Origin of the sequence: Clostridium sp. AF23-6LB (assembly GCF_003461085.1) — a bacterium.
Taxonomy (GTDB): domain Bacteria; phylum Bacillota; class Clostridia; order Lachnospirales; family Lachnospiraceae; genus Coprococcus; species Coprococcus ammoniilyticus.
This window is the reverse complement of the sequence record NZ_QTWK01000003.1, coordinates 159,961-178,529: the sequence shown is the minus strand read 5'-3', so window position 1 is coordinate 178,529 and position 18,569 is coordinate 159,961. Positions and strand designations below refer to the sequence as shown.

At 40.5% G+C, this 18,569-nt stretch carries 21 protein-coding genes; 2 read left to right on the top strand and 19 right to left on the bottom strand.

Going from position 1 to position 18,569, the window contains the following annotated elements; translation table 11 throughout:
• Window positions 1-73: 73 nt before the first annotated feature.
• Window positions 74-1,129: a tyrosine-type recombinase/integrase gene (locus tag DWY07_RS07850; protein WP_021943876.1), complete on the bottom strand. Its 1,056-nt coding sequence runs from the start codon at window positions 1,127-1,129 to the stop codon at window positions 74-76.
• A 278-nt stretch (window positions 1,130-1,407) separates the two neighbouring features.
• On the opposite strand from DWY07_RS07850, the gene DWY07_RS07845 reads away from it, so the two are divergent.
• Window positions 1,408-2,163 carry an ATP-binding protein gene (locus DWY07_RS07845; protein WP_117784840.1) on the top strand — a complete coding sequence of 252 codons (756 nt, stop codon included), beginning with the start codon at window positions 1,408-1,410 and terminating at the stop codon, window positions 2,161-2,163.
• Window positions 2,164-2,324: 161 nt separating this feature from the next.
• Here DWY07_RS07845 and DWY07_RS07840 read toward each other — a convergent pair whose 3' ends face one another.
• Complete coding sequence (locus DWY07_RS07840; RefSeq protein WP_117822627.1) at window positions 2,325-2,651, bottom strand: LysM peptidoglycan-binding domain-containing protein; 327 nt, start codon at window positions 2,649-2,651, stop codon at window positions 2,325-2,327.
• Window positions 2,652-2,932: 281 nt separating this feature from the next.
• Here DWY07_RS07840 and lexA point away from each other — a divergent pair, with 281 nt between their 5' ends.
• Complete coding sequence (gene lexA / locus DWY07_RS07835; protein ID WP_008400862.1) at window positions 2,933-3,556, top strand: transcriptional repressor LexA; 624 nt, start codon at window positions 2,933-2,935, stop codon at window positions 3,554-3,556.
• A 192-nt stretch (window positions 3,557-3,748) separates the two neighbouring features.
• Here the strand turns inward: lexA and DWY07_RS07830 are convergent, their stop codons facing one another.
• The 17 genes from DWY07_RS07830 to ilvA form a co-directional block, all read right to left on the bottom strand.
• Entirely contained in the window at window positions 3,749-4,936 is a 1,188-nt protein-coding gene (locus DWY07_RS07830) for an HD-GYP domain-containing protein (RefSeq protein WP_021943888.1), read from the bottom strand.
• A 19-nt stretch (window positions 4,937-4,955) separates the two neighbouring features.
• Window positions 4,956-5,309: a ribosome silencing factor gene (gene rsfS, locus DWY07_RS07825; protein ID WP_021943889.1), complete on the bottom strand. Its 354-nt coding sequence runs from the start codon at window positions 5,307-5,309 to the stop codon at window positions 4,956-4,958.
• Between the two features lie 70 nt (window positions 5,310-5,379).
• On the bottom strand, window positions 5,380-5,979 hold the full coding sequence (gene yqeK, locus DWY07_RS07820; RefSeq protein ID WP_021943890.1) for a bis(5'-nucleosyl)-tetraphosphatase (symmetrical) YqeK: 600 nt from the start codon (window positions 5,977-5,979) through the stop codon (window positions 5,380-5,382).
• A 62-nt stretch (window positions 5,980-6,041) separates the two neighbouring features.
• Window positions 6,042-6,704: a nicotinate-nucleotide adenylyltransferase gene (gene nadD, locus DWY07_RS07815; RefSeq protein ID WP_117822626.1), complete on the bottom strand. Its 663-nt coding sequence runs from the start codon at window positions 6,702-6,704 to the stop codon at window positions 6,042-6,044.
• Between the two features lies 1 nt (window position 6,705).
• Window positions 6,706-6,996, bottom strand: a complete 291-nt coding sequence (gene yhbY, locus DWY07_RS07810) for a ribosome assembly RNA-binding protein YhbY (protein WP_021943892.1) — start codon at window positions 6,994-6,996, stop codon at window positions 6,706-6,708.
• Between the two features lie 66 nt (window positions 6,997-7,062).
• Entirely contained in the window at window positions 7,063-8,352 is a 1,290-nt protein-coding gene (gene obgE / locus DWY07_RS07805; protein WP_117784837.1) for a GTPase ObgE, read from the bottom strand.
• 94 nt (window positions 8,353-8,446) lie between these two features.
• Entirely contained in the window at window positions 8,447-8,734 is a 288-nt protein-coding gene (gene rpmA, locus DWY07_RS07800) for a 50S ribosomal protein L27 (protein ID WP_004850948.1), read from the bottom strand.
• Between the two features lie 5 nt (window positions 8,735-8,739).
• The gene (locus DWY07_RS07795) at window positions 8,740-9,066 is read right to left on the bottom strand and encodes a ribosomal-processing cysteine protease Prp (RefSeq protein WP_117807548.1); all 327 of its coding nucleotides are present in this window, start codon (window positions 9,064-9,066) and stop codon (window positions 8,740-8,742) included.
• Window positions 9,067-9,072: 6 nt separating this feature from the next.
• Complete coding sequence (rplU, locus tag DWY07_RS07790; RefSeq protein ID WP_008400876.1) at window positions 9,073-9,381, bottom strand: 50S ribosomal protein L21; 309 nt, start codon at window positions 9,379-9,381, stop codon at window positions 9,073-9,075.
• Between the two features lie 104 nt (window positions 9,382-9,485).
• Window positions 9,486-10,652: a ribonuclease E/G gene (locus DWY07_RS07785; protein ID WP_117822625.1), complete on the bottom strand. Its 1,167-nt coding sequence runs from the start codon at window positions 10,650-10,652 to the stop codon at window positions 9,486-9,488.
• Window positions 10,652-11,350 (bottom strand): TIGR03936 family radical SAM-associated protein, encoded by a 699-nt coding sequence (locus DWY07_RS07780; RefSeq protein WP_117822854.1) that lies wholly within the window; start codon window positions 11,348-11,350, stop codon window positions 10,652-10,654. Before DWY07_RS07780 ends, DWY07_RS07785 begins: the two co-directional genes overlap by 1 nt.
• Window positions 11,325-13,193, bottom strand: a complete 1,869-nt coding sequence (locus DWY07_RS07775; RefSeq protein WP_117822624.1) for a TIGR03960 family B12-binding radical SAM protein — start codon at window positions 13,191-13,193, stop codon at window positions 11,325-11,327. Before DWY07_RS07775 ends, DWY07_RS07780 begins: the two co-directional genes overlap by 26 nt.
• A gap of 21 nt (window positions 13,194-13,214) precedes the next feature.
• Entirely contained in the window at window positions 13,215-14,579 is a 1,365-nt protein-coding gene (locus DWY07_RS07770) for a PFL family protein (RefSeq protein ID WP_021943898.1), read from the bottom strand.
• 36 nt (window positions 14,580-14,615) lie between these two features.
• Window positions 14,616-14,888: an ACT domain-containing protein gene (locus tag DWY07_RS07765; protein WP_008400881.1), complete on the bottom strand. Its 273-nt coding sequence runs from the start codon at window positions 14,886-14,888 to the stop codon at window positions 14,616-14,618.
• A gap of 116 nt (window positions 14,889-15,004) precedes the next feature.
• Entirely contained in the window at window positions 15,005-15,808 is an 804-nt protein-coding gene (locus DWY07_RS07760; protein ID WP_117822623.1) for an MBL fold metallo-hydrolase, read from the bottom strand.
• Between the two features lie 86 nt (window positions 15,809-15,894).
• Entirely contained in the window at window positions 15,895-17,295 is a 1,401-nt protein-coding gene (locus DWY07_RS07755; RefSeq protein ID WP_117807545.1) for an ASKHA domain-containing protein, read from the bottom strand.
• Window positions 17,295-18,524 carry a threonine ammonia-lyase gene (gene ilvA, locus DWY07_RS07750; protein ID WP_021943901.1) on the bottom strand — a complete coding sequence of 410 codons (1,230 nt, stop codon included), beginning with the start codon at window positions 18,522-18,524 and terminating at the stop codon, window positions 17,295-17,297. Before ilvA ends, DWY07_RS07755 begins: the two co-directional genes overlap by 1 nt.
• Window positions 18,525-18,569: the final 45 nt, after the last annotated feature.

Genomic DNA, 18,569 nt, shown 5'->3' with positions numbered 1-18,569 from the left:
ACTTTATGACTCGGATAAATGACAAATGATTTTACATAATGAAAAATGCGCTGAGAAAAACTCAGCGCATTTTTTAATTGTCGCGTTTTTCCCGCAACTGAACACGATTTCTTGCACTTCGTCGTCTGTCCTCATCCATATCTGCATAATGTTTTCTTGTCGTATTTACATCACTGTGTCCAAGGACATCAGCAACCAGATAGATATCACCGGTTTCCCTGTATAATTCTGTACCATAGGTACTTCTTAATTTATGTGGAGTGATATGCTTCATAGGGATAACACCTTCAGAATATTTCTTCACCAACATTTCAACAGAACGAACAGACATTCGTTTTCTCTGACTGGATAAGAATAGAGCATTTTCATGTCCGGATACAGGCTCTATATGTTTGCGTTCCTCAAAATAATCCGTTAAAGCATCTGTAACTTCATCACCGAAATAGACATAAGATTCATAACCGCCTTTTCTGGTTACCTTCACTCGACCATTATTAAAATCCACATCATTCAGATCGATGCCGACGCATTCCGATACCCTTATGCCGGTTCCCAGCATAAGGGTTAGAATTGCAAGATCACGAACCTTTGTTTTTGCATGATATGCCTGTTGGTGCTCGGTTAAATGATCACCATATTCAACAGCATCTAAAAAATCCGCAATCTCATTTATGTCTAATCTGGTTATTGTTTTTCCATGAATCTTTGGCATATCTACTTTTTCAGCCGGATTTGAACTTATACGGTTATTTTTATAGAGATATGCATAGAATACACGTAAAGCCGATAATTTACGTTTAATTGCCTGTTCACCGTTCGTATAGATCTTTCCGTTTTTTTCATAATATTTCAAATATTCCAGATATTCCTCGATGTCTTCAGCCTCAAGCCTTGAAATATCATCCAAGGTGATATCGATCGGCTTACGTCCACGAAACTGTGGACATTCGCTGCATAAAAAGTTATAAAATGTCTTTATGTCGATGGCATAACCAAGTCGCGTTCTGGATGAAGCCTTATTTTCAATTCCTCGAAAGACAACCTTGACATATGAAGGAAGCTCTGCAAGAATATCTCTTAGTGAAATTGTATTTTTTATATTGATGTCATTTGTATATTCATTTGCCATAATAGATTTACCTTCCTATTATTCCGACACAACTTTTCGTAAAACCTGAGTTTAGCGAATAGTTGCATCTGTTAAATTAGTTATATCACACTCTGACTCCAAATGCAATTCTTTATTTCATATCAAACAAAAATCCGTTTTATTCTTGTAGAATTTCCTTCATATGTTGTTAAGATTGTCTTTCGAAGAATTGTATAGATATCTCCTTGAAACAAATTTCATTTATAAGTATAATATACACGGTTATGAAACAAATCTTATCATTTTGAGGTAATTATATGAAATTACAAAAGTTATTAAGTTATACTAGACGTGCCATCGATTCATATGAAATGATCGATAATGGTGATAAAATTGCAGTTGGAATTTCTGGTGGTAAGGACAGCCTGACTTTACTCTATGCTCTGGCTGAATTACGACGATTCTATCCAAAAAAATTTGATCTGATCGCTATTACAGTTAATCTCGGTTTTGATAATTTTGATACTACAAAGATCGAACAATTATGCAAAGAACTTTATGTTCCTTATTATATTGTAGATACAGAAATATATGATATAGTATTTAATATCCGTAAAGAGAAAAATCCATGTTCTCTATGCGCGAAAATGCGAAAAGGTGCATTAAATCAGAAACTAAATGATCTCAGATGTAATAAGATCGCTTATGCGCATCATAAGGATGATTTTATTGAAACCTTTTTAATGTCCTTATTATTCGAAGGCAGAATCCATACTTTCTCACCAAAAACATATCTGGATAAAAGCAAATTGATGGTTATTCGCCCTCTTATGTATATAAACGAAGGTGAAATTATCTCTTTTAAAAATGATATGCAGCTTCCTGTGATTAAAAGTCCATGTCCTGCCGATGGATATACGAAACGTGAATATGCAAAACAGGCACTGGCGGAGCTGGAAAAGGAAACTCCCGGTTGCAAACAACGGATTTTTTCCGCTATTGAACGAGGAACTCTGGATGGCTGGCCTGTAAAGATTGACAATCCAAGACTTTACAATAAAGATGCCAGATAATCGGATTTAAGTATAGAATTTATTCTGTATTCTATACTTGTTTTATGATTATATATACTCCTGTTTTTAAAAATAAAAAGTATCTGTTTTTATGTTATATGGTAAATCTTAATTCAAACAGACAGTCAATATAACATTGCATAACAGATACTTTTTATTATTTATTCGTAATCATTTACTTTATAATATGGAATCAGTAAATTAGTTCCATCTACGATGACATCTGTATTCAGATTATTCATCGCAAGCACTTCATCGATATAATCCTGTGTGGAAGCATACTCTTCCGTCTTGTATTCATTTGCGATGTCCCAAAGGGTATCTCCTTCTTCTATGGTGATACATTTATAATATTTCTTACTTGCGTTCGATGCGCTGGTTGCCGGTGAATCCTTATGTGATATAAGGATATACAATACTGTAACCAGAATAATACCTGCTATAATGAAAATCTTCTTTGTACTGATAAATCTTACTACGTTCTTCATGTTCTTTTCCTCCTTAAAACTCAATTCTATATATAATATAATCTTCTGAACAAATGTTTGAATAAATTATATCGAACAGTTGTTCATTTGTCAATATATTTTCGAACATTTGTATGGATTACTCGAAAATACATTCGTCATATCCCGATGACTCCTTTATAATACCAATATGGATGGGGAAAAAAACACACACAAGAAAAAGAACATTTGTTTGCAAAACAAACAATTGTGTGCTACTATTATTTATATAAGTTTTTAAATACATTTAGGAGGATTTACATATGGGTAAAGAAAAGCTCACGGATAAGCAAACGCAGATCCTTGAATATATACGTCATGAGATTCTTGCAAAGGGGTATCCGCCATCAATCAGAGAAATCTGTCAGGCTGTTGATCTGAAGTCTACTTCTTCTGTACATGCTCAGTTATCATCATTAGAGGCAAAGGGCTATATCAGAAGGGATCTGACAAAGTCCCGCTCAATTGAGATCATAGACGATGATTTTTCACTTACCAAACGGGAACTGGTAAACATCCCTATCGTTGGAACGGTTTCCTGTGGTCAGCCTATCCTTGCTGAACAGAACATCGAAGACTATTTCCCTGTTCCACCGGAATATATTCATAATACGAATAACCAGACCTTTATGCTTCGTGTAAAGGGTGACAGTATGATCAATGTAGGTATTTATGAAAAGGATCTTGTAATTGTTGAGCAGTGCTCTTCTGCCAGAAATGGCGAAATCGTCGTTGCATTGATCGAGGATTCTGCAACAGTTAAGACATTTTATAAAGAAAATGGTTATATCCGGTTACAGCCGGAAAATGATTATATGGATCCGATCCTTGTAGAACATTGCGAGATCCTAGGTCGTGTGATAGGTCTGTTCCGCAATTTTATCTAATCATACTTAATTTGTTCAAATTTTTTATAAAAATGCACCTCAAACGATATCAGGCATAACAAATACCTGACAAACCGATATTCCACCTGTCTACTCGACAAGAGGAATATCAATTAAGAGGTGCATTTTATTATATCGTGAGCATAGCTCACATTAAATTCTATTTGTGTCTGACATTTATATCATCTTTAATTAATATACCTGTTTATCCGGCTGTCTCTCTGCGATCTCCTTGAATGCATCAAAGTTCTGCTTGAACAGCTCTACAACCTGTGGATCAAAATGCTTTCCGGACAGGCTTACGATCTCATTATACGTCTCTTCTACGGACCATCCGCGCTTGTAGTACCGTTCAGAGGTAAGTGCATCGAAAACGTCACATACCGCCATTAAACGGCTGATATAGGCAATCTCCTCACCTTTCATACCTAGATATCCTGTTCCGTCCCAGCGTTCATGATGCTCCTTTGCAATCGTTCTTGCAATCTGCATGATCTCACCCGGACAATGCTCCAGGAGTGCATCACCATAGAGAACATGACTTTTCATGATCGCAAATTCTTCATCTGTCAGTTTACCGGGCTTATCCAGGATCTCCTCACTGATCATAAGCTTTCCGATGTCATGCATCATGGCAGCCGTTGACAGCTTATCAACGTAATCATCATCAAAACCGGATGCCTTTCCGAGCACCCGCATGTAATCTGCTACACGTTTGATGTGTTCTCCTGTATATTTGGATTTACTCTCGGATAATTCAGCAAATGCAAATATCAGCTCTTTCTGATTGCTCTTTACTTCTTCTGCGTTATCAATTACGGAATTCAGCATCGTAGAGTTTCTGGATACAATGAAATATGCAACGAGTGACAGGATCAGAATCGTGATCACACATGGAAATACCGATAAGACCATGCTGTCTGTATAGTCCAGATAAATCGGCGCAACCATGAAATCACAGTATGTAAGATTGATAAAATCTGCAAGGATAACACCGACAGTAGACATCAGCGCAGTAAATACGACCAGCGTCTTATTATAATATAACGATGTCAGCAGGATCGGGAAGATCCAGACAACCAGTGCCATATGGGAAAATACAGAGCTCAATATCATACAGTTAAAAACAGCGATACATATGACTACATATTTGATTGCTTCATTCCTGTCATGCTTGAAAAAGTCAATAACAAGTGTCGGAATAAGCGAAAAAATACAGCAGAGAACCATACATATCGTAACCACTACAAGGTTACATTCTCTGCTGAAAAATGCAAATGCCCATAACGCAACTATCAGTGCAACAAAAAAACGCATACACTTCGCTGCTATATGATTGATCTTTATATAATTGTCTTTTAATAATCTGTTATCGTTCATACCTACCCCAAAAACATATCTATGAAAGTAAATCCTTTGTTACATCGGCTGCATCATTCCAGATGCGTTCGATATCATAGAATCTGCGTGCCTCATCCGAAAAGATATGAACAATTATATCATAATAATCTAACAAAATCCATCCTCCCTGTGAATATCCTTCCACACTTTTTAAAGAATATCCGGCTTTGTGCATTTCTTCTTCCACACTGTCGCACATCGCCTGTACCTGATTCTTGTTTGTTCCGTCTGCAATAACAAAATAATCAGCTACAGCAGAGATCTTTTTAATATCAAGTATCTTAATATCAAAGGCTTTTTTATCATCCAGGGCTTTATAAACAATTGCTGCCATTTCCTGTGCTGTATTCATATATGACGCTCCTCCTGCTCTGTATATTGATTTTAATATTGTACCCCATCCGTTTATTTATGTTGCCTGTTTAAATATCGTCTTCTTTCAGCTTATCCGCTACCGATTGATGAGCAACATAATAATTATAGGTATCGATTGACATCGGATCAGTATCATCCGTTGTGGTCTCAAGATACGATAAAGTATTTTTCAGTATATGAACGATGCATTTGTCAATATCGGTAAATGCTTCCTTCCGGATCTCCTCGATCTCCTTTAATGGTTTCCGGTTCGGCTCGATATAGTCTGCAACAAACAGGATCTTCTCAAGCATATTCATTGCCGGTTTTCCGGTGGTATGACATGCGATCGCAGACAGGATATCCGGATCCTTTACATCGTACTTTTCTCTTGCGTAGAATGCCCCAAGCTTGGCATGTAAGAGTTCCGGATTATTATATTCACATTCGCTGATCGGAAGATTATTCTTCGTACAACGCTCGATCTTTTCTTCCGGTGAAAGGCACTTTGCACAATCATGTAACAGTCCTGCAGTCAGTGCTTTTTCTACATTTACACCATGTACCATAGCCAGACAGCCTGATACATATTCTACCCCTAACGAATGCTCAAATCTTCGATCTGTCAGTTTCTTCTGAAGTTTCTCTCTCATTTCCTGTCTGTTCATTGTTCTGCCCCTTCTCCTGTAAATTGTTCCTGAACTATATTATACTGTTTTACCAATCTGCGTCAATTATTTGTCTGTTGATCAAGGTTTTGATCAAGGTTTTCATCCGTCTGATATAGCCCATATTTCTTAATATAGCGGCATACTGCCATTGGTACGGCTCCTGATATATCCTGTCCGTTTTTAACAGCTTCCCGGATGCCGGACGATGACACATCAACCGGATGGATCTGCATCTGTCTGATATCCGCATCTGCATATATTTTCTTTAAATGCCGGATCTTGGCATCGATATCTTCCGCCTGGATCTGATCTCTCGTTGTAACGATCAATTTAGAAAGAGAAAGTATCCTGTCCGGTTCTCTCCAGCTGTCAAATGCAAGGATCGAATCCCCACCCATGATGAAATACCATTCCGTATCCGGATACTGTTCATGTAGCTGTGCCAGTGTATCAACGGTATAGGTAACTCCGCCACGCTGTAATTCCAGATCCGAACAACGAAGTCTGTCATGATCCTTTACTGCAAGCTCTACCATATGGAGTCTGTCTTCATTTGTAACCGATCTGTCCCACTTCTTGTATGCCGGGATATGATTCGGCATCAGCCAGATCTGATCCAGTGCAAACTGCGCCAGAGCCTGTTTTGCAAGCTCCAGATGGCCGTTATGAACCGGATTAAAGCTGCCTCCTAAAATACCAATCTTCATGTTCTGATCTTTCATATTATTTTGGAAGCTCGATCTTCTTATGCTCTTTGGATGGACGATAGAATACGATCTTACGGCCGATGACCTGAACGACTTCTGATTTGGTACGTTCTGCGATCATGGAAGCCATTTCTCTCGGATCATCCAGACAATTCTTTAATACTGAGATCTTAACCAGCTCTCTTGCCTCTAACGCTTCATTTACAGACTGTGTAAATTCCGGTGTCAGGGAACTCTTGCCGATGTTTAAGATCGGATCGATATTCATTGCCAGTCCTTTTAAATATGCTCTCTGCTTACTTGTCATAGTATACTCCTAACTTATATCCTGTAACCGGCAGAATCACCTGCCGGTTTGTTATCACATTTATCTTTATTTATAATAATCAAATTCCAGTCCATACATACGAACGGTATCGCCTTCGCCGATTCCAAGCGCTTCCAGCTGGTCTAAGATACCGTTTGTCTTTAAGAATTTCTGGAAGAACTCAAATCCTTTTTCTGATTCCAGATTCGTATATCCAAGCATACGTTCAATACGAGGTCCCTCGATCACATATACGTCATCTTCTTCATTGTAGCTGACCTCAAAAGGAAGATCCGGATTATCATGGAAATCGAGATCAACCTCCGGTTCGAATTCGACTACATCATCCGGTGCATTCTTTACAAGGTCGTTGACATACCATAAAAGCTCGGAAATACCCTTACCGGATACTGCTGAGATTGGGAATATCTTCACACCGTCTTTTTCGAATTCTTCCTTTAACATCTCGATCACAGTCTCGTAACCGATCTCATCTAAGGCATCGATCTTATTTGCCGCTATAACCGTTGGACGGCTTTCGATATCCTTGTTGTATTTTTTCAATTCTTCATTAATGATCTTTACATCATTGACCGGATCTCTGCCATCGATGGAAGCTGCATCTACAATGTGGATGATGACCTTTGTACGCTCAATATGTCTCAGAAATTCCAGACCTAGTCCGACACCTTCTGCCGCACCTTCGATAATTCCCGGAATATCCGCGATAACAAATCCGTTATGTTCACCAAGATCTACTACGCCAAGATTTGGTGTCAGTGTCGTAAAATGATATTCTGCAATCTTTGGTCTTGCATTTGTAACTCTTGCAAGGAAGGTTGATTTACCTACGCTTGGGAAACCAACAAGACCGACATCTGCGATACACTTAAGTTCCAGATCGACGATCAATTCTTTTGCCGGCTGTCCCGGCTGTGCGTACTTTGGAGCCTGCATGGTTGACGTAACATAATTACGGTTACCTCGTCCACCTCGTCCACCCTTTAACAGTACGACCGGTTCTTTCTTATCTGCCATATCAAGGATCACTTTTCCTGTCTCAGAATCCTTAATGACAGTTCCTGGCGGAACTTTTAATACAACATCTGCACCATTTGCGCCATGACAGTTTCTCTTACCGCCCGGTTCGCCATCCTGTGCTCTGTACTTTGTTATATGTCTGAAATCAGTCAGGGTGTTCAAACCTTCATCTACTACAAAGATCACGTCTCCACCTTTGCCGCCATCTCCGCCATCCGGACCTCCGTCCGGCACGTATTTCTCACGACGGAAGGATACATGTCCGTCTCCGCCTTTTCCTGCTCTGATAAATATTCTGGCTCTGTCTGCAAACATTGCTTTCCTCCTTTATACATACATCCGTATGTAAAGAAAAAGCCGGAATAAACTATATTTACTCCGGCTAATAACATGCATAAACTAAGTAATATTACTCATTTACTACAGGGTAAATAGAAACCTGCTTCTTATCTCTACCCTTTCTCTCAAATCTAACGATACCATCAGCAGTAGCGAATAATGTATCATCTCCGCCGATACCAACGTTAAGACCTGGATGAATCTTTGTTCCACGCTGTCTGTAAAGGATGTTTCCAGCCTTAACGAACTGACCGTCAGCGCGCTTAGCTCCTAATCTCTTAGACTCGGAATCTCTGCCGTTCTTAGTAGAACCCACACCTTTTTTATGAGCAAAAAACTGAAGTTCCATCTTCATCATTTCAATTACACCTCCTTAAAGGTTATACAAACAAAATCACTATAGGATTCACTGATATCCGTAATACCTGTCTCAAACACTCCCATGATCAGTAAGGCATCATGTCCCGGCTGTTCATCAAACAGAAACTTCATATCTCCGTTTTTCTGATCGCTGTCTACATGAAATGCTTCCTCACAAAAGCGTTCAACAGAATTCACAACCGTGATCGCAAGTGCCGATACAGCACTACATACGATATCAGATCCTGAATCTGCATATCCTGCATGACCGGATACATAAAATCCCATTGTGTCTGAATTAGCGTTTTTATAAATGGTTACCTTTATCATAACAGATTATGCGTTGATTGACTTGATTTCAACCTGTGTATAAGCCTGTCTGTGACCATTCTTCTTATGATAGCCAGTCTTTCTCTTGTACTTGTAAACAACTACCTTCTTAGCCTTGCCATCACCAATTACAGATGCTGTAACGGTTGCGTTTGCAACTGCATCACCACATTTAACGTCTGAATCAGTACTTACTAAAATAACGTCGTCAAATGTTACTTCGCTGCCAGCTTCTGCTCCAAGCTTCTCAACTCTGATTACGTCTCCTTCAGCTACCTTGTACTGCTTACCGCCTGTTGCTATAATTGCGTACATAGGGTTTACCTCCTTAATCAAACTCGCCAGTTGTGGTGTCGCATAAAAATATGCGAACTTATACCTCACTGTGCGGCACACTAGTACACTCTACCATTTTGGTTTTATTTTGTCAACTGTTCTTTCAACGATTTGCGAATTTTTTTTCGGGTCAATTCTACCAGAGAAAGCTTAGTAACATCCACAAATGCTGCCGGAACAGAATCCTTTGCCAGCTCCTGTTCAAGGATATCTTTTATAATATCCATTGAGCCCGATTGCTTCATATTTATAAAATCAACTACGATGATCCCCGACAGATTCCGCAGTCTTAACTGTCTGCATACCTCGACTGCCGCTTCAGAATTGATACGGAGCAAATGTTCCTCAAAAGAATGTTTATCGACCGATTTACCGGTATTTACATCGATCACGACCATCGCTTCTGTCTGTTCAATCACCAGATATGCGCCCGACTTCATCCAGACCCGTTCCTTTTTCAGATTTTCCAGATCTCTTGGCAGATTATATAAAGTCAGCAGATTACAGTTCTTATCATTATACATGGTAAGCTTCACATCCGTAATCTGTTTCTCTGACAGATAGGTCTCGAATTCATCAAATACCGCCTTCTGATCCGTTACGATCTCTTGAAGCCCTGCATTATGCTTTAATATAAAATAATCGAGATATTCCGCATCATTTTTATACAGACAGGAATAACAGGTTCTGGTCTTTGCTGTCTGTATGATCTGTTCTAATTTTTCAGATAGTTCGTTTAAATCCGACAATATAACTTTATCCGGCAGCTCCTGACAGACAGTTCGTAAGATACAGCCAAATCCATCCGGCAATACTCTCTTCGCCAGTTGGTGCAGATGATCTCTTGTCTCTTTCTTTCGGATCTTCCCGGATATACCAATCCTGCCTGATGTATTCACAAGAAGATTTTCTGTCTTCAATTCAATTTCCGACGTAGCGACCGGATTCTTTGTCTTGATCGCATCCTTGCTTACCTGTATGAGAATCTCGTCTCCGGCTTTTAACACAGAATCTTTTTTTGCATTTAAAAATATATGTTTATTATCAGTGATACTATAATAGCACGGAAGCCCTGTACCGATATCGACAAAGGCTGCGTCTATATTGGACACGATATTTTCCACCTTGCCGACATAGATATTCGATAAGATGGACTGTCGATCAAATAACATCAGATCTGACAGCTTTCCATCCGAATAAAGAGCTTCCAGTATATGATCTTCATAATTTGTTATTACAAGCTTATTCATCAGAATTCTTCACCTGCCATATAAAGCGGCTGTAACGAGCCGTCTTTGTCATAATACGTTTCCAGTCGGTGAATATAGATCTGGAAGAAATCATAGGTCTCACCGCAAAGGTCATATAATGCCTTTACCACTAATTCCGGTTTCAGATTATAGACACTTCCGGTCTGTAACAGCATGTAGATACTGTCACCTCTCCGTTCCAGCTTTAAAATACCCGGACGGATATTTTCTTCTTTTTCACTCTTTTTTGTTTTCTTTAATACAATGATCTCGTCCTGTTTATTCAACTCTTCAACGGAAGCAAGCAGTTTTTCACTGAGATCATTCTGCTCCCGGAATGTGATCTCATAATCCGATGCAGCAACGATCGACATAGCATTCTTTGCATTCTCCGGGATCTGCACACATTTCGTAACATGTATCTCATCAACGGATACCGCATTTAAAGCTTCGATCATCTCAGCCGAAGTTGTCACAGAATTAAATTCTGCATCAAAATATTCACCATCCGATGTAATCCCAAGTGCAAGCGGTGCTGCAAATGAAATGATCTGGTGTGGAGAATAACCTTTGGAATAACTGATATCCAGCTTTGCCCGGCGGATCTCCTTCTGGAAATAACGCATGACATCCAGATGACCGATAAATTTCAGATTTCCAAGTTTGGAGTATTTAATTCTTATTTTCAAAACAAACACCTCCTCCAAACTTCGCTGCGCCGCAGCCGGAACACTTCATCCGGCAGTTTGGTGTAACGACCTCTGCCTGTGCGCGCTCCCATTCCTTTTCCATAAACTTTCTTGTCACTCCGATATCTATGAAATCCCACGGGAGGATCTCATCTACACATCTGTCACGATAGGTATAGAAGCCGATATCAATATGATTCTTTTCAAGCGCATTGTCCCAGTTTGATTTATCAAAATATTCCGTCCACGCATCAAAAATCTGTCCGGACTGATAGACATCATAGATTACCTGACAGAGCTTACGGTCACCTCTGGCAAGCAAACCTTCTAAGATGGTGATATCCGCTTCATGGTATGCGAATTTCAGACTCTTGTGGTTCTTTGCTTCACGGAATTTATCTTTAACAAAATACGCACGCTTCTGGAATTCCTCCGGTGTTATCATCGGCGCCCACTGGAATGGTGTAAATGGCTTTGGTACGAAATAAGATGCGGAAGCCGATACCATGACACGACCATCCCGTTTCTCTTTTGGTATATTTGCAAAATACAGTTCACTGATCTCCTCTGAGAGGTCTGCAATACCTGTAATATCATCATAAGTCTCTGTCGGAAGTCCCATCATAAAGTACAGCTTGACCTTATTCCAGCCGCCAAGGAACGCCTGTAACGAACCGTTTAATATATTCTCTTTTGTCAGACCTTTATTTATAACATTTCTTAATCGCTGTGTTCCGGCTTCCGGTGCAAATGTCAGGGAATTCTTCTTGATATCCTGAATCTTCTGCATAACATCAAGGGAAAATGCATCGATTCTGAGGGATGGAAGGGAGATATTGACATGATTGTTGTCCATCTTCTCGATCAAGCAGTCCGTAAGCTCCGGAAGTGACTGATAATCACTGGAGCTTAACGAACTGAAGGTAATCTCCTCCTGACCGGTATTATCTAACATAGCCTCTGCATAATGTTTCAGTACGTTTACATCCTTTGGTCTGGTCGGACGATAGATCATCCCTGCCTGACAGAACCGGCATCCACGGATACATCCCCGCATGATCTCTAATACAACACGGTCCTGTGTGACCTTCATATAAGAGACAACCGGCTTCTCAGGATAGACAGCGGATGACATATCCGTAACCACCTGCTTCAGAATCGTCTTTGGAACGCCTTCATATTTCGGTCCAAAGGATGCGATCGTTCCATCCTCATGATAAGTGACATCATAAAGAGCCGGCACATAAAGCCCCGGAATCTGTGACACCTTGATCAGGAATTCTTCTCTTGTCATATCGGAATGTTTATAGATCTTATATAATTCGATCAGATCACCATACACTGTTTCGCCCTCTCCGATATAGAAAATATCAAAGAAATCAGCGATCGGTTCCGGATTATAAGAACAGGGACCTCCTCCGATCACGATCGGATCACCCTTTTCCCGATCCTTCGACCAGATCGGAATCTCTGCCAGATCAAGCACCTGTAAGATATTCGTATAACACATCTCATACTGAAGAGTGATTCCAAGAAAATCAAACTCTTTTAAAGGATCCTGAGACTCCAGTGCAAATAACGGAATGTGCTGTTCTTTCATAACTTTATGCAGATCCGGCCACGGAGAATAGACACGTTCACACCAGGTATCTTCTCTCCGGTTGAACATGTCATATAAAATCTGGATGCCGAGATGGGACATTCCGATCTCATACACATCCGGGAAACACATGCAAAATCTGACATCGACCTGCTCCTTGTCCTTCATGACACTGTTATATTCCCCTCCGATATATCTGGCAGGTTTTTCGATACTCATTAAAATCTCATCTGATAATGCAAGCTTTCTCATTTTGTTCTCCGTTATATATAATTAGTTCTTGAAACTGTGGATAGGTGCAGGGATTCTGCCTCCACGGTTAATAAATTTTTCACATGAAAACTGGTTGACAGGCATAATTGGCGCATAGCCAAGCAGTCCGCCAAATTCAGCCTGATCGCCAACGCCCTTGCCGATAACAGGGATCAGACGTACAGCCGTTGTCTTCTGGTTGATCATACCGAGTGCCATCTCATCTGCAATGATACCGGAAATGGTAGCTGCTGATGTATCACCGGGTATTGCGATCATATCAAGTCCAACTGAACATACACAGGTCATTGCCTCTAATTTTTCAAGAGAAAGTGCACCTGCTGATACCGCATCGATCATACGCTGATCTTCACTGACAGGGATAAATGCACCACTTAAACCACCAACATAAGAAGAAGCCATAACACCGCCCTTCTTTACCTGATCATTTAATAAAGCAAGTGCTGCTGTAGTTCCCGGAGCACCGGCATATTCCAGACCAATCTCCTCAAGAATCTCACCAACACTGTCTCCGATTGCGGGTGTAGGTGCAAGTGACAAATCTACGATACCAAACGGAACACCGAGACGTTCGGATGCTTCCTTTGCAACAAGCTGTCCAACTCTTGTAACCTTAAATGCTGTCTTCTTGATCGTTTCACAGAGAACCTCAAAGTTCTCACCACGAACTTCTTCCAATGCACTCTTAACAACTCCGGGACCGCTGACGCCGACATTGATAACGCAATCGCCCTCTGTAACGCCATGGAATGCACCAGCCATAAACGGGTTATCATCCGGTGCATTACAGAATACTACGAACTTGCAGCATCCAAGGGAATCTTCCTCTTTTGTAAGCTCTGCTGTCTCTTTTACCATTTCACCGATCAGTTTTACAGCATCCATATCGATACCTGTCTTTGTAGAACCGACATTTACAGAGCTGCATACCTTACCGGTACATGCAAGTGCTTCCGGAATGGAACGGATCAGAAGTTCATCGGATGGAGTCATGCCCTTACATACAAGAGCGGAATAACCACCGATAAAGTTTACGCCTACGGCATCTGCAGCCTTATCCAATGTCTTTGCGATCGTTACATAATCATCTGTTGACTTACAAACAGAACTTCCGATCAATGCGATCGGTGTGATTGAGATTCTTTTATTTACGATCGGAATACCATATTTTCTTCCGATATCATTTCCGATAAATACAAGATCCTTTGCCTTTGTTGTGATCTTGGTGTAGATCTTCTCACAGGTTTCTCCTACATCCGCACCAACGCAGTCTAACAGGCTGATACCCATTGTGATCGTTCTGACATCCAGATTCATCTTGCTGATCATGGCATTGGTTTCAATTACTTCATTTATACTAATCATAGTGTGACCTCTTTTCGCCTATTTCTTTTCTAAATCTTAGATTCTGTGCATGGTTTCAAAGATTTTCTCATGCTGTACCTTAATCTGTACACCAATCTCATCGCCGATCTCTTTCAGTTCATTTGCGATAATTTCTGTTGACTTTGAAGATTCCTGTATATCAACGACCATCATCATATTGAAGTACCCGCCTACAATTGTCTGTGCAATATCAAGGATATTGACACTGTTCTCTGCAAGGTATACACAGACCTTTGCTGTGATTCCGATGCTGTCTTTACCAACTACTGTAATAATTCTTTTTTTCATGATGTATGTATCCTCCTATATATCACCATTTATTTGGTTTTATAATAAATTCTTTTGATATGCAAAAGAATCTTCTTCAAATAGTATTTTTATAACTGATGAACAATTCATTATCATTAATTTCCGACTGTGAGCAAAGCACCGGGCCGATCGCGTCTCGCTACCTCAAGACCGAATTCCCTGACATCCGATGCATATTCATTATCTGAAAGCTCAAGCTTTACCGTCTCATATGCCAATTCCTCAAAATTGTTTTCCTTACTCAGGTGACCAAGCAGGATTGCTTTGATATGACTGTTTAACAATGCTTTTATTAACTGTCCGGAACGCTCGTTGGACAGATGTCCGCGGTTTCCCAGAATACGCTGCTTCAGATAATATGGATATGGTCCCGCCTGAAGCATCCGTATATCATGATTTGCTTCGATCACCATGATATCGGAATTCTTTAATTTATTTACAACATAGTCATCAAAATTCCCCATATCCGTTGCAATGGAAAATTTACTTTTTCCGTCACTGATACTGTAACATACCGGATCAGCGGCATCGTGCCAGATCGCTGATGCATCGATCGACAGATTGTTAATAATGAATGGTTCATCCGGTTCGATCTCATGAAACAAGCTATCATCAATCGTTCCAACGGACGACATTTTCTTAATCTCAGAGATCGTTCCCCCTGTTGTATAGATCGGTATGCCATGCTTTCTCGCCATAACACCAAGTCCTTTTACATGATCAATATGCTCATGTGTTACAAGAATTCCATCCAAATCTGACGGTTTCCGGTCGATCTCATTTAATGCTGTTTCAATTTTCTTACCACTTACGCCTGCATCAACAAGCAGATGTGTCTCTTCGTTGCCTACATAATAGCAATTTCCACTGCTACCACTGGCAATACTCAGTAATTCCATATTCTACGCCTCAACTCTGCATCTCCAAAATGTATGAAAAAGCTTCCAGAATATCAGCTTACTCTATCTTTCATACTTATTCCGGTCTAATATGTCCGAAACGGCAGATGCTCGATATATATTGTATTAAAATCCGAACGATTACTCAGATCCACATACCGGATCTTCTCTTTAAACCTGTTTATTGTATCAATAAAACCCGGTTCAATCAAGGACAAATATGCGCCCTCAAGTGAAGTATTGCCAAGAACCTTCATTTTCCCCTGAAAGCTCTGCGGGAATAGTCCCAGTGTTACTGCATTTGTCAGATTTAGATGGAATCCAAAGCCTCCTGCAATACAGACTTCAGCAATATCGGAAAGCTCAATACCGATCTCTCTTACAAGCATCATGATTCCTGAAAGAATTGCTGATTTTCCAAGCTGAAATGCCCGAATCGTCTCCATGTCAATCTTCATGTTGCTTCCCATCGAGATACCGGATTCAAAATACGGTTCCGCAAGCACTCCTTCCGCATCCATCTGTCCCCGTTTTAACAATAATGCCAGCATGTCAAATATATTCGAACCGAATACATTTGCTGTACGAAAACATCCTTCAAACGCTGAACCACAGGCAGCAGAGGTCGCCACTCCGTATTCCTTATTACAGAGAATGATCTCCCCGTTTGTTCCAAGATCAATCAGCATACGATATGAGAAATCACGATCAATCTCTGCGGCAACTGCGCCTGCTGCAATATCTGCGCCGGAAAATGCCGCAATATTCGGCAGACAGATAACATCCGAAGCCGCATTCTCAAAAGATGGAGAAACGATAAAGTCATTCTGTTCTATCACCCGGATATCCGAATTCTTAAGTGTAAACGGATATCCAAACAGATTCTCTGTCGTAAGCCCTTCTGCGATCGAAAGCATCGTTGCATTTCCTGCCAGAACATATCTGCGGATATGATCTACAGCTTCCGGCGTATTTATAAGCATATGGTCAACACCCTTTTGAATATCCGAAAACAAAAGTGACCGCAGATGCTCCAGACCTTCCTTTGTATCTGCCGCTTGAATCCTCGCTACGACATCAGCACCTGTCGCGATCTGTGAGTTAAGCGTACTGAATGAGCATTTAACTGCTTTCTCATTCAGATCCACAAGCTCCATACCGATCGTAGTCGTACCGATGTCAATGGCAATGCCATATGCGGAAGTAACAGGCTTCTTTCTCTGTTCGGTTGGCAGATTCATCTTATGCCCTGTAATACCGGTAAGCTGTTCTTCCTCCAGCCGTATCGAGATATCCCTATCTACAATGTACTGGCAGCTTTTTACAAAACTGCCAGTATCCTGATTCCATACCAGACACCGGTTACAGCGTCCTTTCATGCCGCAGTTTCCTGCGAAGACATATCCTGCCGCAGTCAGTACCTGATACAGATTATCTCCTTTATTACATTTGATCTGTTCTGTTCCGTTTACAGTTACATTTATCATTAATTATAAATTCCTGTTGTCATTTTTTCCTTTGGTCTGTAACCATGTTCTGCGAGCGTATTAATGATCAGCTGCTTATGTTCCGGACCAAATGCTTCCAGTGTGATCACAAGTTCAACTGCCGAATTACGATTGATCGATACAAACTGGTTATGCTCCAGTTTGATGATATTTCCCTGTAAATCTGCAATAATCTTGGAAATATTCATCAATGCGCCCGGCTTATCCGGAAGCAAGGTTGAAACTGTGAAGATACGGCTTCTGGCAATCAATCCGTGCTGTACTAAGGATGCAAATGTGATCATATCCATATTACCGCCACTTAAGATGCTGACAACCTTCTGTCCCTTCACATTCAGATGCTTTAAGGCTGCAACAGTAAGCAGACCGGAATTTTCAACCAGCATCTTATGATTTTCCAACATATCAAGGAAGCAGACGATCAGTTCATTGTCTTCTACTGTGATGATACCGTCCAGATTCTTCTGAATGTATGGGAAGATCTTTGATCCCGGAGTCTTAACTGCTGTACCATCTGCGATCGTGTCTACCATTGGAAGTGTCGTTACTTTCTTATTCTTCAAAGAAACCTGCATACAATTTGCGCCTGCGGGTTCTACACCGATCACTTTGATATTCGGATTCATCATCTTGGCCAGTGTAGATACACCGGTAGCCAGTCCGCCACCACCGATCGGAACAAGAATATAATCTACAAACGGAAGCTCCTTGATGATTTCCATTGCGACAGAGCCCTGTCCGGTTGCAACATCCAGATCATCGAATGGATGAATAAAGGTATAACCCTTATCTTCTGCAAGCTCTAATGCATATGCGCAGGATTCGTCGTATACATCTCCATATAAGATAACCTCTGCACCATATGATTTGGTGCGGTTTACTTTGATCAGAGGAGTTGACGATGGCATAACGATCGTTGCTTTTACCCCATATGCTTTTGCTGCATATGCAACACCCTGTGCATGATTTCCGGCTGATGCAGTGATCAGACCTTTCTGTCTTTCTTCGTCTGTCAGTGTACTGATCTTATAATATGCTCCACGGATCTTATACGCTCCGGTAAGCTGCATATTTTCCGGTTTAAAAAATACTTTATTCCCTGTCAGGTTGCTGTAATATTCGCTCTCTACCAGCTTTGTTGGTAAAACAACTTTTTTAATTATATTATATGCCTCTTCAAATTTTTCTAATGTAAGTTCTTCTGCCATTGTCAGTCTCCTTTTTCTGTATTTCATATTCAGACAGTTATTATC

Excerpts from the sequence above, each read along its gene's own strand:
- DWY07_RS07850 (WP_021943876.1), bottom strand. The coding sequence starts at position 1,129 with ATGGCAAATGAATATACAAATGACATCAATATAAAAAATACAATTTCA.
- DWY07_RS07845 (WP_117784840.1), top strand. The coding sequence starts at position 1,408 with ATGAAATTACAAAAGTTATTAAGTTATACTAGACGTGCCATCGATTCA.
- DWY07_RS07840 (WP_117822627.1), bottom strand. The coding sequence starts at position 2,651 with ATGAAGAACGTAGTAAGATTTATCAGTACAAAGAAGATTTTCATTATA.
- lexA (WP_008400862.1), top strand. The coding sequence starts at position 2,933 with ATGGGTAAAGAAAAGCTCACGGATAAGCAAACGCAGATCCTTGAATAT.
- DWY07_RS07830 (WP_021943888.1), bottom strand. The coding sequence starts at position 4,936 with ATGAACGATAACAGATTATTAAAAGACAATTATATAAAGATCAATCAT.
- rsfS (WP_021943889.1), bottom strand. The coding sequence starts at position 5,309 with ATGAATACAGCACAGGAAATGGCAGCAATTGTTTATAAAGCCCTGGAT.
- yqeK (WP_021943890.1), bottom strand. The coding sequence starts at position 5,979 with ATGAACAGACAGGAAATGAGAGAGAAACTTCAGAAGAAACTGACAGAT.
- nadD (WP_117822626.1), bottom strand. The coding sequence starts at position 6,704 with ATGAAAGATCAGAACATGAAGATTGGTATTTTAGGAGGCAGCTTTAAT.
- yhbY (WP_021943892.1), bottom strand. The coding sequence starts at position 6,996 with ATGACAAGTAAGCAGAGAGCATATTTAAAAGGACTGGCAATGAATATC.
- obgE (WP_117784837.1), bottom strand. The coding sequence starts at position 8,352 with ATGTTTGCAGACAGAGCCAGAATATTTATCAGAGCAGGAAAAGGCGGA.
- rpmA (WP_004850948.1), bottom strand. The coding sequence starts at position 8,734 with ATGATGAAGATGGAACTTCAGTTTTTTGCTCATAAAAAAGGTGTGGGT.
- DWY07_RS07795 (WP_117807548.1), bottom strand. The coding sequence starts at position 9,066 with ATGATAAAGGTAACCATTTATAAAAACGCTAATTCAGACACAATGGGA.
- rplU (WP_008400876.1), bottom strand. The coding sequence starts at position 9,381 with ATGTACGCAATTATAGCAACAGGCGGTAAGCAGTACAAGGTAGCTGAA.
- DWY07_RS07785 (WP_117822625.1), bottom strand. The coding sequence starts at position 10,652 with ATGAATAAGCTTGTAATAACAAATTATGAAGATCATATACTGGAAGCT.
- DWY07_RS07775 (WP_117822624.1), bottom strand. The coding sequence starts at position 13,193 with ATGAGAAAGCTTGCATTATCAGATGAGATTTTAATGAGTATCGAAAAA.
- DWY07_RS07770 (WP_021943898.1), bottom strand. The coding sequence starts at position 14,579 with ATGATTAGTATAAATGAAGTAATTGAAACCAATGCCATGATCAGCAAG.
- DWY07_RS07765 (WP_008400881.1), bottom strand. The coding sequence starts at position 14,888 with ATGAAAAAAAGAATTATTACAGTAGTTGGTAAAGACAGCATCGGAATC.
- DWY07_RS07760 (WP_117822623.1), bottom strand. The coding sequence starts at position 15,808 with ATGGAATTACTGAGTATTGCCAGTGGTAGCAGTGGAAATTGCTATTAT.
- DWY07_RS07755 (WP_117807545.1), bottom strand. The coding sequence starts at position 17,295 with ATGATAAATGTAACTGTAAACGGAACAGAACAGATCAAATGTAATAAA.
- ilvA (WP_021943901.1), bottom strand. The coding sequence starts at position 18,524 with ATGGCAGAAGAACTTACATTAGAAAAATTTGAAGAGGCATATAATATA.